Genomic DNA, 12971 nt, shown 5'->3' with positions numbered 1-12971 from the left:
TAATGATAACTTACGCTCAATCACTATTTTTTGATTGAGCGTAACTTTATCTGGTTAACCAAGTGGTGTAATTGACGTTATTTTAACCGTAACCAATTACTCACTTGGTTTTGTTGTTTATACTCTCCAAACGAATAATCAATAGGTTGATTAGTGTACTGGTTGATTATGATATTGTTTGGACCTAATGAGACTTTGGTCTTGGGAAGGTGAATACTGGTGAAAAAGCCTCTTATCGTGCAAAAGTTCGGCGGAACGTCGGTTGGTTCAATTGAAAGAATGCATACCGTAGCCGAGCACATCATTAAAGCGAAGAATGATGGTAATCAAGTTGTTGTTGTCGTTTCGGCAATGTCAGGAGAAACCAATCGTTTATTGGGTCTCGCCCAACAAATCGATAGCGTTCCTACTGCTCGAGAACTTGATGTTTTGCTCTCTGCTGGTGAGCAAGTGTCGATGGCACTGCTGGCAATGACCTTAAATAAATTGGGTTATGCAGCACGCTCACTAACCGGAGCTCAGGCGAAGATTGTGACGGATAATCAACACAATGACGCAACGATTAAGAACATTGATACTCAAACGATTACAGAGCTACTAGAGCAAGATCAGATTGTGATAGTGGCTGGTTTTCAAGGTATTAATGATAATGGGGATATCACCACTTTAGGACGAGGAGGCTCCGATACGAGTGCAGTAACACTCGCGGGAGCACTGAGAGCTGATGAGTGTCAAATATTCACGGATGTTGATGGTGTGTACACTTGTGATCCACGAGTGGTACCTACTGCTAAAAAACTAGACGTGATAGATTTCCCATCTATGGAAGAGATGGCGCGTAAAGGCGCTAAAGTGTTGCATTTACCTTGCGTACAATATGCATGGAAGCATCAAGTGCCTTTACGAGTGTTATCGACGTTCGATGTTAATCATGGCAGTTTAATTAAGGGTGAGGTCGGGACACAAAAGGTCTGTGGCGTAGCAATACAGCGCGATATGGCTTTAGTCACTGTTCCTCACGATAGCTTAGCTGGCTTAATTAAACAGTGTCAGATGCTAGCGATTGAACTGTGGAATGTGATCGAGGAGACAGAATGGGCAGGCGTAGTCATAAAACGCGATGCTTATGCGAAGTTGGATCTGGTGTTCCGCGATAAAATCCGTAATAGTGAGCAGGTGAGTTTACTAACGACAGTTGGTTTGCAAGCCCCTGCTTTGATGGATCATGCCTGTACATTATTAGCCGAAAACGGTATTAATGTGCATTATGTTTCTAACACCTCACACTCGTTAATGTTAATGCTTGCGCCGGACAAGGTTGATAGTGCGGCTAATATTTTGCACGAAGCTTATATTCATTCGGATACTTTATTGCAGTTTCAGGCTAAACAAGCCTTTTTAGGCTGATTTAGAGAGTAGAGAGTTTACGAAAATATAACTTTTAGTAGATAATAGTGTTGTTGCAAGATAATACAGAGAATACTCAAGGAGCAAAGAATGCTAATTTTGGCTCGCCGCGTTGGCGAAACACTGATGATCGGTGATGAAGTAACCGTAACAGTTCTGGGCGTAAAAGGTAACCAAGTACGTATTGGTGTGAATGCTCCGAAAGAGGAGTCTGTGCACCGTGAAGAAATCTACATGCGCATTCAAGCTGAAAAAGGTAATAGTACTGCCACACCTGGCAACTACTAATTATTGAACTGAGAAAGGCTGACTAATGTCAGCCTTTCTGGTTTTTGACGGACTGGAATGGTAATTAGAGTCGTGTGTTTTTGACTACGATTCCGTAATTCGTGGATGATATTATTTAGGTGTTTGTTTTTACCTAGAGTTTTTCTAAAGCGCAAATTCTCGACGCTTTGGTTAAATTGCCAACGGTTGATGTGGTTTTTGTTTTTTTTACCAAGAAAGTGTTTGACATATTTTGGGTAAATCGTAATATGTGCCTCCGCAAGACGGTGAGGTGGCCGAGAGGCTGAAGGCGCTCCCCTGCTAAGGGAGTATACGGTTTGTAGCCGTATCGAGGGTTCGAATCCCTCCCTCATCGCCATATTGTGGTGCTTAAGAATATAAAGAAATTTATACAATAAGCGACAGCGCGTCCTTAGCTCAGCTGGATAGAGTACCTGGCTACGAACCAGGCGGTCGGAGGTTCGAATCCTCCAGGACGCGCCATATTTCTTTTGGAATGTGAACATGTGGTGAGGTGGCCGAGAGGCTGAAGGCGCTCCCCTGCTAAGGGAGTATACGGTTTGTAGCCGTATCGAGGGTTCGAATCCCTCCCTCATCGCCATTTGTTGACCTCGGGTCAACATTTTTGTTTTAAAAGAAGTAGTTAGTGGTGAAAATCACTTTTGCGCGCTCATAGCTCAGCTGGATAGAGTACCTGGCTACGAACCAGGCGGTCGGAGGTTCGAATCCTCCTGAGCGCGCCATATTATTAAACTGGTGATAATAATCATTAGTCTTGCGTCCTTAGCTCAGCTGGATAGAGTACCTGGCTACGAACCAGGCGGTCGGAGGTTCGAATCCTCCAGGACGCGCCATATTACGGTGAGTAATCACCGATTTTCATTGGCTAGCCATGCGAATGAATAAAGTAAAAATCTGCGCGCTCATAGCTCAGCTGGATAGAGTACCTGGCTACGAACCAGGCGGTCGGAGGTTCGAATCCTCCTGAGCGCGCCATATTATTAAACTGGTGATAATAATCATTAGTCTGCGTCCTTAGCTCAGCTGGATAGAGTACCTGGCTACGAACCAGGCGGTCGGAGGTTCGAATCCTCCAGGACGCGCCACATTACGGTGAGTAATCACCGATTTTCATGGAATAACCATGCGAATGAATAAGTAAAAATCTGCGCGCTCATAGCTCAGCTGGATAGAGTACCTGGCTACGAACCAGGCGGTCGGAGGTTCGAATCCTCCTGAGCGCGCCATATTATGAAAACCTCGCTTAAGCGGGGTTTTTTATTGTCTCTATTTTTAACTTTTTATTAACAATTTTTATTGTTTTAATTTACAACTCTTTGTTTTCAATAAGTGCTTTATGCAATTGATGTCAATATCGCCTATTGAGCGATGAAAACTCGCCAAGTTCGCAATTTTGATCATAATCCCTGCCGTTTTTAGCGAATATTACACTCGTTTATGTGATTCATGTGACGCTTCTATGACTTGAACGTCTCGATTAGGTCAAAGATGTTTAAAGCAAATTGACAATTTTCCACCAGTCGAGATAATCCTTATTCACCTCACTTGTATCTAAGCTTTGAGTAAGTCATCTCAATCGCTGATAGGCATTTTTATCACCAATGATAATGCTCTAAGTGAGGCCAAGACGCTGTAGCCGTCAATATAATTTCTCAAGCAGATTGTCAGGATGACAGAGAAAGGAAGCAAGATGATTGATATTGGAAGCCTGCTTATCGATGCCGCAACCTTAATGGGTACAGGAATGGCGGTGGTCTTTATTTTTTTAACTATTTTAGTCTATCTGGTTCGACTGATGTCGACATGTCTTCGCGATGAAGCATTGCCAGCAACGACGCCAGTTCCCGTTAATAAAAGTGCCTCTTCAGTCACAACTCCAAGCCCTCAGGTGGTTGCGGCGATTTCTGCTGCGGTGCACCAATACCGACACTCAGCAATCCAACAGTAAGAATTAAAAGGAGTTAATCAGCATGTCTAAACCACTTGCTATTACCGATGTGGTCCTACGTGACGCGCATCAGTCATTATTTGCGACTCGTATGCGCTTGGAAGATATGCTGCCGATTGCGGCAGAGTTAGATAAGATCGGTTACTGGTCACTGGAAACATGGGGTGGTGCGACATTTGATGCGTGCATTCGTTTTCTTGGTGAGGACCCTTGGCATCGTTTACGAGCATTAAAAAAAGCGATGCCTAATACGCCGATGCAGATGTTACTACGCGGTCAAAATCTGTTGGGGTATCGTCATTATGCCGATGATGTCGTAGCGAAATTTGTTGAGCGTGCCCATGCCAATGGTATGGACGTATTTCGTATTTTTGATGCGATGAACGATGTACGTAATTTTCAACAAGCAGTCAAAGCAACGATTGACGTCGGGGCTCATGCTCAGGGGACACTTTCTTATACTACTAGCCCAGTTCACAATACTCAGACATGGGTCGATCTTGCGAAACGTTTAGAAGATCTCGGCTGTCACTCTTTATGTATTAAAGATATGTCTGGGCTACTGAAACCTTATGAAGCGGAAGAACTGATTTCGCGGATTAAGGCGTCTTGCGCAGTGCCTCTAGCCTTGCATTGTCATGCAACCACTGGGCTGTCGACGGCAACCGCAATTAAAGCGGTTGAAGCTGGGGTAGATATTCTGGATACCGCGATTTCGTCGATGAGTCAAACCTATGGTCATACACCTACGGGAAACCGTTGTTGCGATGCTGCAAGGGACAGAGCGTGATACACAGCTTAATCTCGAGCAATTAGCGCCAATTGCTGCCTATTTCCGTGAAGTACGTAAAAAGTACGCTCAATTTGAGGGGCAATTAAAAGGGGTTGATTCACGGATCCTGATTGCTCAGGTTCCCGGTGGTATGTTGACCAATATGGAGAGTCAGTTAAAAGAGCAAGGGGCGGCTGATCGTCTTGATGAAGTTCTGCAAGAGATCCCAAGAGTACGCCATGATCTCGGTTATATCCCTTTGGTCACTCCTACCTCACAAATTGTCGGCACTCAAGCGGTGATTAACGTTTTAACTGGGGAACGTTATAAAAGTATTACCAAAGAAACGGCTGGAGTGTTGAAAGGGGAATATGGCGCGACACCTGCCGAGGTTAATCATCAACTGCAGCAACAAGTACTCGCTGGTGAGCAACCGATCACTTGTCGCCCTGCGGATCTTTTACAAGCCGAGATGGTTAACTTAACGAGCGAGTTATTAGAGAAGGCGAAGGTTGAGGGGATATCTCTCGCTGAGGATACCGTCGATGATGTACTGACTTATGCCCTTTTCCCTCAGGTAGGTTTGAAGTTTTTAAAACATCGTGGCGATGCGTCAGCGTTTGAACCCGCACCAAGCGTTGAGTCTCAGCCTTCTGTATCGACAGACAATCGACCTAGTGAGGTCATGCAAAAAGGTGTCGAGACTTACAGCGTTAAAGTTGATGGTCAGATTTATCAAGTCGAAGTTGGCCCTCAGGGACAACTGACCTCCGTGGCGACTCAAGCTTCTCCTCAAGCGGCTGCTTTGGCATCAACGGCTGAGGCGGTGCCAGCGCCGCTCGCGGGTAATATTTTTAAAGTTCAAGTTCAGCCGGGAAGTGAAGTGGTTGAAGGTGATGTATTAGTCATTTTAGAAGCAATGAAAATGGAGACAGAAGTGCGTGCTGCACGTAACGGGGTTGTTCAAGTGCTGCATGTCAAAGAAGGCGATAGCGTCTCTGTTGGTACGCCAATCTTAAGTCTGGCATAAGGGTTATCACATGGACGGATTATTGACTCTATGGAATGAAACCGGGATTGCCAATTTTGAACTCAGCCAATTAATCATGATTTTGGTTGGCGTGGGATTGCTATTTTTAGCCATTCGTAAGGGGTTTGAACCGTTATTATTGCTCCCGATTGGTTTTGGGGCGATTTTAGCCAACATTCCTAACGCTGGTTTTACCGATCCTGGCGGATTACTCTATTACGTTTATAACATTGGTATTGCATCGGGGATTTTCCCTTTATTGATTTTCCTTGGTGTCGGAGCCATGACCGACTTTGGTGCCTTAATTGCAAACCCGAAAACGTTATGGCTGGGTGCTGCGGCGCAGTTTGGGATTTTTGCTACCTTATTTGGGGCAATTCTACTCAATTATGTGCCGGGGATCAGTTTTACCATGGCAGATGCCGCTTCTATCTCGATCATTGGTGGGGCTGACGGTCCAACCGCGATTTTTTTGACCAGTAAACTCTCTCCGGATTTATTAGGGGCCGTTGCCGTTGCTGCTTATAGCTATATGGCGCTGGTGCCGATCATTCAACCGCCGATCATGAGAGCGTTGACCACGGAAAAAGAGCGTCAAATTAAGATGGCACAACTGAGACACGTCAGTAAACGTGAAAAAATAGTTTTTCCGTTATTAGTGTTGTTGATGGCAATCTTATTTCTTCCTGCTGCCACGCCTTTAGTTGGCATGTTCTGCTTAGGTAACTTAATGCGTGAAGCGGGAGTGGTGGAGCGATTATCAAAAACAGCGCAAAATGAGCTGATTAATATCGTGACTATCTTCTTAGGTTTGGGGGTTGGGTCTCAACTGCAAGCGGATAAATTTCTTAATGTTTCGACGCTGGGGATTTTATTGCTTGGTGCCGTCGCTTTCAGTATTGGTACTGCTGGCGGTGTATTGATGGCCAAATTGCTCAATAAATTTTCTAAAGAAGATATCAATCCCCTGATCGGTGCTGCTGGTGTTTCTGCAGTCCCCATGGCTGCTCGAGTGGTCAATAAAGTTGGTTTAGAGGCCAACCCGCAAAACTTTTTATTGATGCATGCGATGGGGCCGAACGTGGCAGGGGTGCTAGGATCAGCCGTTGCTGCTGGAGTATTGCTCGCCTTGGTTGGATGATCTCATACCATTCACCCTAAGCATGAAGCGCTTAAGCCCTAATGTTGAGGTCATCTCTCACCAAGCCGTTCGGGGAGATATAGTTCACAATCTGTTATAAAATGATATATATTCAAAGGGATGCTTCGGCATCTCTTTTTACTTGCTAGCAATAGGAACCGAGGACATGGACAATAAGCAGATCGTCATTACCCAATTCGGTGGGCCAGAAGTGCTCGCGATTCAATCATCAAGCATTCCAGAGCCACAAGAAGGGGAGGTATTGGTCAAAGTTGCTTTTGCCAGTGTGAATCCTATTGATATCAAAACTCGCGCCGGTTTAGGTTGGGCTGCAGAGCAAAATAAAGATAAGCTACCTTGGGTACCGGGTTACGATATATCAGGACGAATTGTCAATGTTGGCCCAGGAGTTGACGAGTTGCGGCAAGGGATGAATGTAGCCGGCTTTATTGGTTTTCCACTGCGAGGCGGCGGTTATAGTCAATATGTCTGTGTTGCAGAAAAAGATCTTAGTATCGTACCTGACTCGGTGACTTTAGAAGCTGCCGCTGCATTACCATTAGCTGGACAAACCGCGGCTCAAGCCTTAAGTAAAGCCCAGATTAAAGAGAGCGATCGCGTTTTGATCCTTGCCGGTGCAGGAGGCGTTGGGCATATTGCTTTACAGATAGCGCTAGCTACGAAAGCCGAAGTTTATACCACTTGCAGTGAAGCTAATCTAGATTATCTTGCCACATTAGGTGCCCATGCGATTAACTATCAATTTGCTCCTGTTTCTCAGCGTTTGGAAGAGGTTGATGTCTTGATCGATCTTGTTGGTGGCGATGCTGCTCTCGATGCTCTTAAATGTTTGAAAGATGCCGCCAGAGTGGTCACAGTGCCGACACTTAGCGCTGAACTTATCTGTGAAAAAGCCAAATTACTGGGTTTTGACGCTTGCGGTATGTTGGTTGATCCTAATCCTGAACAGTTAGATACCATGCTATATATGGTTGGGGTTGGATTGTTGAAAATAGAAATTCAGCGTATTTATCCTCTGCAAGAAGTACAACAAGCACATGAGCAAATCGCGACTGGACACACGCGAGGTAAAATCTTGCTTAATATGCAATGCTAGAACTGTTTAATACCAGCTTTGCTTATTTGGCGGAGCTGTTTTCTACTTCTGCACTTTGGGTATTGTTTGTTGTTAGTTTTCTGAGTGCTACCTTACTGCCTGGTGGCTCTGAAGCCGTACTCATCGCAACACTTGCTCTTGGTCAACACTCTCCATGGTTGATCATTTTGATCGCAACGCTTGGTAATTCGCTCGGAGGTATGACGAATTATTGGTTAGGTTTATTGCTTCCAAACCGAACTCAACAGGAAAAACAGGGTCATAATGCGTTAAAGTGGCTAAACAAACATGGTTATTGGGCATTATTATTCAGTTGGCTACCGATTATTGGTGATCCACTTTGTTTAGCTGCAGGGTGGTTAAGAATGCGTGGTAGCGTGGTCTTTTGCATGATTCTGGTTGGGAAAATGCTTCGCTACTGCTTGTTAACTGCGATTTTCTACGGTCTTTTTTAAGGTGATGGTATGAAGAAAATTTGGCTGGGCGCACTCGCGCTGCTGGCTCTCTCTGGCTGTTCTACTCCTACTGCGTTATCTTTTTTTTCATCCTTACCTTCAGGCGTCACTTTACTGGAAGAGGTCGAAGCACAGCCTGATAAAGTGATGATTCCCTACAGTAAATATCGTTTAGATAACGGGTTAACCGTGATTTTATCACCGGATCATTCCGATCCTTTGGTGCATGTAGATATGACTTATCACGTGGGGTCTGCTCGCGAGGAGCTTGGTAAGTCAGGGTTCGCTCATTTTTTTGAACACATGATGTTCCAAGGTTCTAAGCATGTCGCTGATCAAGAACATTTTCGATTGATTACCGAAGCAGGCGGACGTTTAAATGGCACCACCAATCGTGATCGAACCAATTATTTCCAAACCGTTCCTGCTAATCAACTAGAAAAAGTTTTGTGGTTAGAAGCCGATCGAATGGGCTTTTTACTCGATGCTGTTTCGCAGCGTAAGTTTGAAATACAGCGCGATACGGTGAAAAATGAGCGAGCGCAAAATTATGATAATCGTCCTTATGGATTAATTTGGGAAAGAATGGCTGAGGCGCTGTATCCACAAGACCATCCTTATTCATGGCAGACGATTGGTTATGTCGAAGATTTAGACCGAGTCGATGTGAATGATTTGAAAGCTTTTTTCTTACGTTGGTATGGACCGAATAATGCTGTTCTGACCATTGGTGGGGATATTGATGTTAAACAAACTTTAGCTTGGGTTAATCGCTATTTTGGTTCCATTCCTAAAGGTCCAGAGGTTGATAAGGCTGAAAAGCAACCCGTTACATTAGCGGAAGATCGTTATATTACTCTAGAAGATCGCATTCAGCAGCCGATGGTATTAATTGGCTTCCCAACGGCTTATCGAGGTGCTGAACAACAAGCTTCACTAGATGCTCTAGCGCAAGTACTCGGTAGTGGTAGTAATAGTTTGTTGTATCAAAATCTAGTCAGAACCCAGAAAGCGGTCGATGCTGGTGCCTTTCAAGATTGCGCAGAACTGGCGTGTACTTTTTATATCTATGCCATGGCTCCCTCAGGACAACGTGCTCAACTGACACCGCTGTATCAAGAAATCATGCGAACGTTGGCGCAGTTTGAGCAGCAAGGTGTTAGTGATGATCGTTTAGCACAAATCACCGGTATGGCTGAAGCGAATGCTATTTTTGCGCTACAAAGTGTCCAAGGTAAGGTAACCCAGTTGGCAAGTAATCAAACTTTCTATGATCAACCCGATCGTATTGAGGCGCAGTTAGCACAGTTAAGGGCGGTTACTCCACAATCAGTGACTCAGGTTTTTCAGACTTATCTACACGGTAAACCCAAAGTCATATTAAGTGTTGTACCACGAGGCCGTACATCACTCGCTGTTCGTCAAGCAACCTTTGTCACTCCTGAGCGTTTATTGCCCGTTTATCAAAAAATAACAGAACAACAGCTTGAGTATCGTCAAGTAGTGGACAATTTTGATCGTTCAGTGATGCCAGCCGTTGCGCAAGCTGTGCAAATTAATATGCCTGAGTTATATGAAATCCATTTTGATAATGGCGCGGAGTTAATAGGAACGGTGAGCAGTGAGACTCCGACCGTACAAGTGGAGATCCGTTTACCGGCAGGAGAGCGACATGTTGAAGCGGGCAAAGAAGGTTTAGCGAACTTAACGGCAGCTCTAATCAAGCAGGACTCAGCGATACGCAATGTGGAAGATATTCAAGCTCAGCTCGATAAGCTGGGATCGACAATCAGTCTCAATACTGGAGCTTATTCGACCAATGTTGTTATCTCAAGCTTAACCAAACATCTGCCAGAAACGTTGCGTATTGCTCAAGAGATGTTATTAACACCGGGATTTAAACAAGAAGATTTTGAGCGTCTTCAGCAACAAATGCTGCAAAGTGTCGTTTATCAGCATCAACAACCAAGTTGGTTAGCTGGCCAAGCGATGCGTCAAGTGTTGTTTGGAGACTCGGTGTTTGCTCGCTCGAGTGACGGTACACAAGCCTCGATTGCTGCACTGACATTGGATGAGGTTAAAGACTTTTATCGGCAACATTATACACCACACGGTGCTCAAGTGATTGTCGTCGGTGATATTGAACCTCAACAGGTACGTGAACAACTGGCATTTTTCACCGATTGGCATGGTCAACCAGCGCCAATACTCCGTCCGCAAGTGATCCCGACGCTCACTGAGCAGCGTCTATTTTTGGTCGATAAACCCGATTCACCGCAAAGTGTGGTGCGTTTTGTTCGTCGTGGACTGCCTTTCGATGCCACGGGAGAAATGTATCTCACTCAATTAACGAATTTTAATTTAGCGGGTAACTTTAATAGCCGTATTAATCAAAATTTACGTGAAGATAAAGGCTATACCTACGGTGCAAGTGGTTACTTATCCAGTAATCGTGAAGTTGGGGCGATAGTCTTTAATGCACAAGTGCGAGCTAATGCAACGTTACCGGCGATTCAAGAAATCATCCAAGAACTGACTCATTTTAGTCAGTATGGTTTAACTACGGATGAAATGGCCTTTTTACGTCTTGCCGTTGGTCAGCAAGAGGCGTTGAGTTACGAGACCCCCTCGCAAAAAGCGCAATTGATTGGCCAAATGTTGACTAATAATCTAGACCGAGATTATCTCCAGCAGCGTAATCGCCTATTGAAAACGGTGAATAAGTCGACATTGAATGAATTGGCTGCGAAATGGTTTGTCCCAGAGGATTATCAAATTATTGTGGTTGGCGATGCTAAAAGCTTAAGGCCACAATTAGAAAAATTATCAATTCCGATTGAAGAGCTTGAAATAATCCAGTAGAGCATGCATATATAACGCAACGTAGAAGAAAAAATAAGGCTTTTGAGCCGATTCGATGAGCCATGGGGCTTAATGTCGCGTATCAAGCATCGCGTTCTACATCGTTACTTGAGCAACTAAGGCCACAAAAACATTACGTGGCCTTAGTTGCTGTGACAAAGTGATGATCAATGGATTGAGTCTGTTTCTTCTGAACAGACCCTATCGGGATTCAGTGGGCCGACGGTAGCGATATCTAAAACATCATCTATTTATAAGCGAATTTTATTTTGACTAATTTTGCCGAGCGACTAGCACGAGTTGCTAATCAACCAGAAATATTTCAGCAGTTTGGCCGCGGTGTTGAACGTGAAACTTTACGTTATACCGTCGATGGCAGCATTGCCCAAACACCGCACCCAGAAGCCTTGGGGTCAGCATTAACTAATGCTTGGATTACCACCGATTTTGCTGAATCATTACTGGAATTTATTACGCCAGTGTCGAACAACGTCGATACCTTAATGGCTCAATTAGCCGACATTCACCATTTTGCGCAAGCTAATATCGGTGATGAAAAGCTCTGGCCACTCTCTATGCCTTGTTATGTTGGTAGTGAAGCAGACATTCAGCTTGCTCAATACGGTACTTCTAATACCGGACGAATGAAAACTTTATATCGCACGGGATTAAAACAGCGTTATGGCAGCCTAATGCAGATCATCTCTGGTGTGCATTTTAATTTTTCATTTCCAAGCACATTTTGGGATGCCTTATATGGTCAGCAAACGGAACAAGAGCGTCAAGCTAGCCAGTCGCAAGCCTATTTTGGCTTAATCCGTAACTATTACCGCTTTGGTTGGCTAATCCCTTATTTTTTTGGTGCCTCTCCGGCGCTGTGCTCTTCATTTATCCAAGGAAGAGAAACGCAGTTACCTTTCGAATCGATAGGTAAAACGCTCTATCTGCCTTATTCAACCTCGTTGAGATTGAGTGATTTGGGTTATACCAATGATGCGCAAAGTAGCCTCAAGATAGGCTTTAATAGCTTAGAGCAATATTTAACTGGCTTAAATCAAGCGATCAGAACGCCTTCTGAGCTTTTTGCTAATATTGGAGTCAAGGTTGATGGTGAATACCGTCAACTGAATAGTAATATTTTACAAATTGAAAATGAGCTCTATGCGCCGATTCGTCCGAAACGTGTCGCAAACAATGGTGAAAAGCCGTCAGAAGCACTGGCGCGTGGCGGGGTTGAATACATTGAAGTGCGCTCATTGGATGTCAATCCTTTCAGTCCGATCGGGATTACTGAACAGCAAGTACGTTTTTTAGATTTGTTCCTCACATGGACTGCGTTATCCGATTCAGACCCGATGGATAATTGTGAGTTACAGTGTTGGCGCGATAACTGGAGTAAAGTTGTCCTTGAAGGACGAAAACCAGGGCTAGAATTGCAAATTGGCTGTCATGGTGAAAAATTGACTCTGACGGCATGGGCGAAACGCGTGTTTGCTGACCTGAGTTTGATTGCTGAGCAAATGGACGCCGCGTGTGGCGGTAATGCCTATCAAGAGGTGTGTCGAGAGCTTGCTAGCTGGATTGATAATCCTCAGCACACCTTATCGGCTCGTTTACTGGATAAAACTCAGCAATTGGGCGGTTTAGGTAAAGTTGGACGTTATCTTGGTGAGCGTTACCGTAATGATAACTTACAACATGCTTACCAAGTCTATTCTGAACAGAAAATGAAGCAAGAAGTGATGCGTTCACGCGAAGCTCAGTTACAGATCGAGCAGCAAGACACGCTGAGTTTCGATGCATTTTTAGCTGACTATTTTAGCTATTTAGAGTCATAATCAGTGACGTATGAATAAGAAAATGTCGTTCGTTTGCTACGCAGACTGAGATCGCTAGTGAATTGGGCTCAGCGTACAAATCGGTATTTTAA

Annotated in this window: 8 protein-coding genes, 8 tRNA genes and 1 pseudogene; all 17 read left to right on the top strand. The window is 44.5% G+C overall.

The window, feature by feature from the left end:
* Positions 1 to 219: 219 nt before the first annotated feature.
* Positions 220 to 1407, top strand: coding sequence for an aspartate kinase (locus VIB_RS10930; RefSeq protein ID WP_004395987.1), 1188 nt, complete (start codon positions 220 to 222; stop codon positions 1405 to 1407).
* Between the two features lie 90 nt (positions 1408 to 1497).
* Positions 1498 to 1695, top strand: a complete 198-nt coding sequence (gene csrA, locus VIB_RS10925) for a carbon storage regulator CsrA (RefSeq protein WP_004395986.1) — start codon at positions 1498 to 1500, stop codon at positions 1693 to 1695.
* Between the two features lie 265 nt (positions 1696 to 1960).
* Positions 1961 to 2053: transfer RNA gene (locus tag VIB_RS10920), tRNA-Ser, on the top strand.
* 48 nt (positions 2054 to 2101) lie between these two features.
* Positions 2102 to 2178 (top strand) — tRNA-Arg (locus VIB_RS10915).
* 25 nt (positions 2179 to 2203) lie between these two features.
* Positions 2204 to 2296 (top strand) — tRNA-Ser (locus tag VIB_RS10910).
* A 65-nt stretch (positions 2297 to 2361) separates the two neighbouring features.
* Positions 2362 to 2438, top strand: a tRNA-Arg gene (locus VIB_RS10905).
* Between the two features lie 34 nt (positions 2439 to 2472).
* Positions 2473 to 2549, top strand: a tRNA-Arg gene (locus tag VIB_RS10900).
* Positions 2550 to 2614: 65 nt separating this feature from the next.
* Positions 2615 to 2691, top strand: a tRNA-Arg gene (locus tag VIB_RS10895).
* A 33-nt stretch (positions 2692 to 2724) separates the two neighbouring features.
* Positions 2725 to 2801 (top strand) — tRNA-Arg (locus tag VIB_RS10890).
* A gap of 64 nt (positions 2802 to 2865) precedes the next feature.
* A tRNA-Arg gene (locus VIB_RS10885) sits at positions 2866 to 2942 on the top strand.
* A gap of 464 nt (positions 2943 to 3406) precedes the next feature.
* The gene (locus VIB_RS10880) at positions 3407 to 3664 is read left to right on the top strand and encodes an oxaloacetate decarboxylase subunit gamma (RefSeq protein ID WP_040904689.1); all 258 of its coding nucleotides are present in this window, start codon (positions 3407 to 3409) and stop codon (positions 3662 to 3664) included.
* Between the two features lie 22 nt (positions 3665 to 3686).
* Positions 3687 to 5466: pseudogene (gene oadA, locus VIB_RS10875) on the top strand (sodium-extruding oxaloacetate decarboxylase subunit alpha).
* Positions 5467 to 5476: 10 nt separating this feature from the next.
* The gene (locus VIB_RS10870) at positions 5477 to 6607 is read left to right on the top strand and encodes a sodium ion-translocating decarboxylase subunit beta (protein ID WP_004395985.1); all 1131 of its coding nucleotides are present in this window, start codon (positions 5477 to 5479) and stop codon (positions 6605 to 6607) included.
* A 166-nt stretch (positions 6608 to 6773) separates the two neighbouring features.
* Complete coding sequence (locus tag VIB_RS10865; protein WP_004395984.1) at positions 6774 to 7724, top strand: NADP-dependent oxidoreductase; 951 nt, start codon at positions 6774 to 6776, stop codon at positions 7722 to 7724.
* On the top strand, positions 7718 to 8179 hold the full coding sequence (locus VIB_RS10860; RefSeq protein WP_040904687.1) for a YqaA family protein: 462 nt from the start codon (positions 7718 to 7720) through the stop codon (positions 8177 to 8179). Before VIB_RS10865 ends, VIB_RS10860 begins: the two co-directional genes overlap by 7 nt.
* Before the next feature lie 9 nt (positions 8180 to 8188).
* On the top strand, positions 8189 to 11041 hold the full coding sequence (locus VIB_RS10855; RefSeq protein ID WP_004395983.1) for a M16 family metallopeptidase: 2853 nt from the start codon (positions 8189 to 8191) through the stop codon (positions 11039 to 11041).
* 269 nt (positions 11042 to 11310) lie between these two features.
* Positions 11311 to 12879: a glutamate--cysteine ligase gene (gene gshA, locus VIB_RS10850; RefSeq protein ID WP_004395982.1), complete on the top strand. Its 1569-nt coding sequence runs from the start codon at positions 11311 to 11313 to the stop codon at positions 12877 to 12879.
* Positions 12880 to 12971 lie beyond the last annotated feature (92 nt).

Source organism: Vibrio metschnikovii CIP 69.14, from assembly GCF_000176155.1.
GTDB lineage: Bacteria > Pseudomonadota > Gammaproteobacteria > Enterobacterales > Vibrionaceae > Vibrio > Vibrio metschnikovii.
This window is presented reverse-complemented; position numbering and strand designations above follow the sequence as displayed.

Excerpts from the sequence above, each read along its gene's own strand:
- VIB_RS10860 (WP_040904687.1), top strand. The coding sequence starts at position 7,718 with ATGCTAGAACTGTTTAATACCAGCTTTGCTTATTTGGCGGAGCTGTTT.
- VIB_RS10855 (WP_004395983.1), top strand. The coding sequence starts at position 8,189 with ATGAAGAAAATTTGGCTGGGCGCACTCGCGCTGCTGGCTCTCTCTGGC.
- csrA (WP_004395986.1), top strand. The coding sequence starts at position 1,498 with ATGCTAATTTTGGCTCGCCGCGTTGGCGAAACACTGATGATCGGTGAT.
- VIB_RS10870 (WP_004395985.1), top strand. The coding sequence starts at position 5,477 with ATGGACGGATTATTGACTCTATGGAATGAAACCGGGATTGCCAATTTT.
- VIB_RS10880 (WP_040904689.1), top strand. The coding sequence starts at position 3,407 with ATGATTGATATTGGAAGCCTGCTTATCGATGCCGCAACCTTAATGGGT.
- VIB_RS10865 (WP_004395984.1), top strand. The coding sequence starts at position 6,774 with ATGGACAATAAGCAGATCGTCATTACCCAATTCGGTGGGCCAGAAGTG.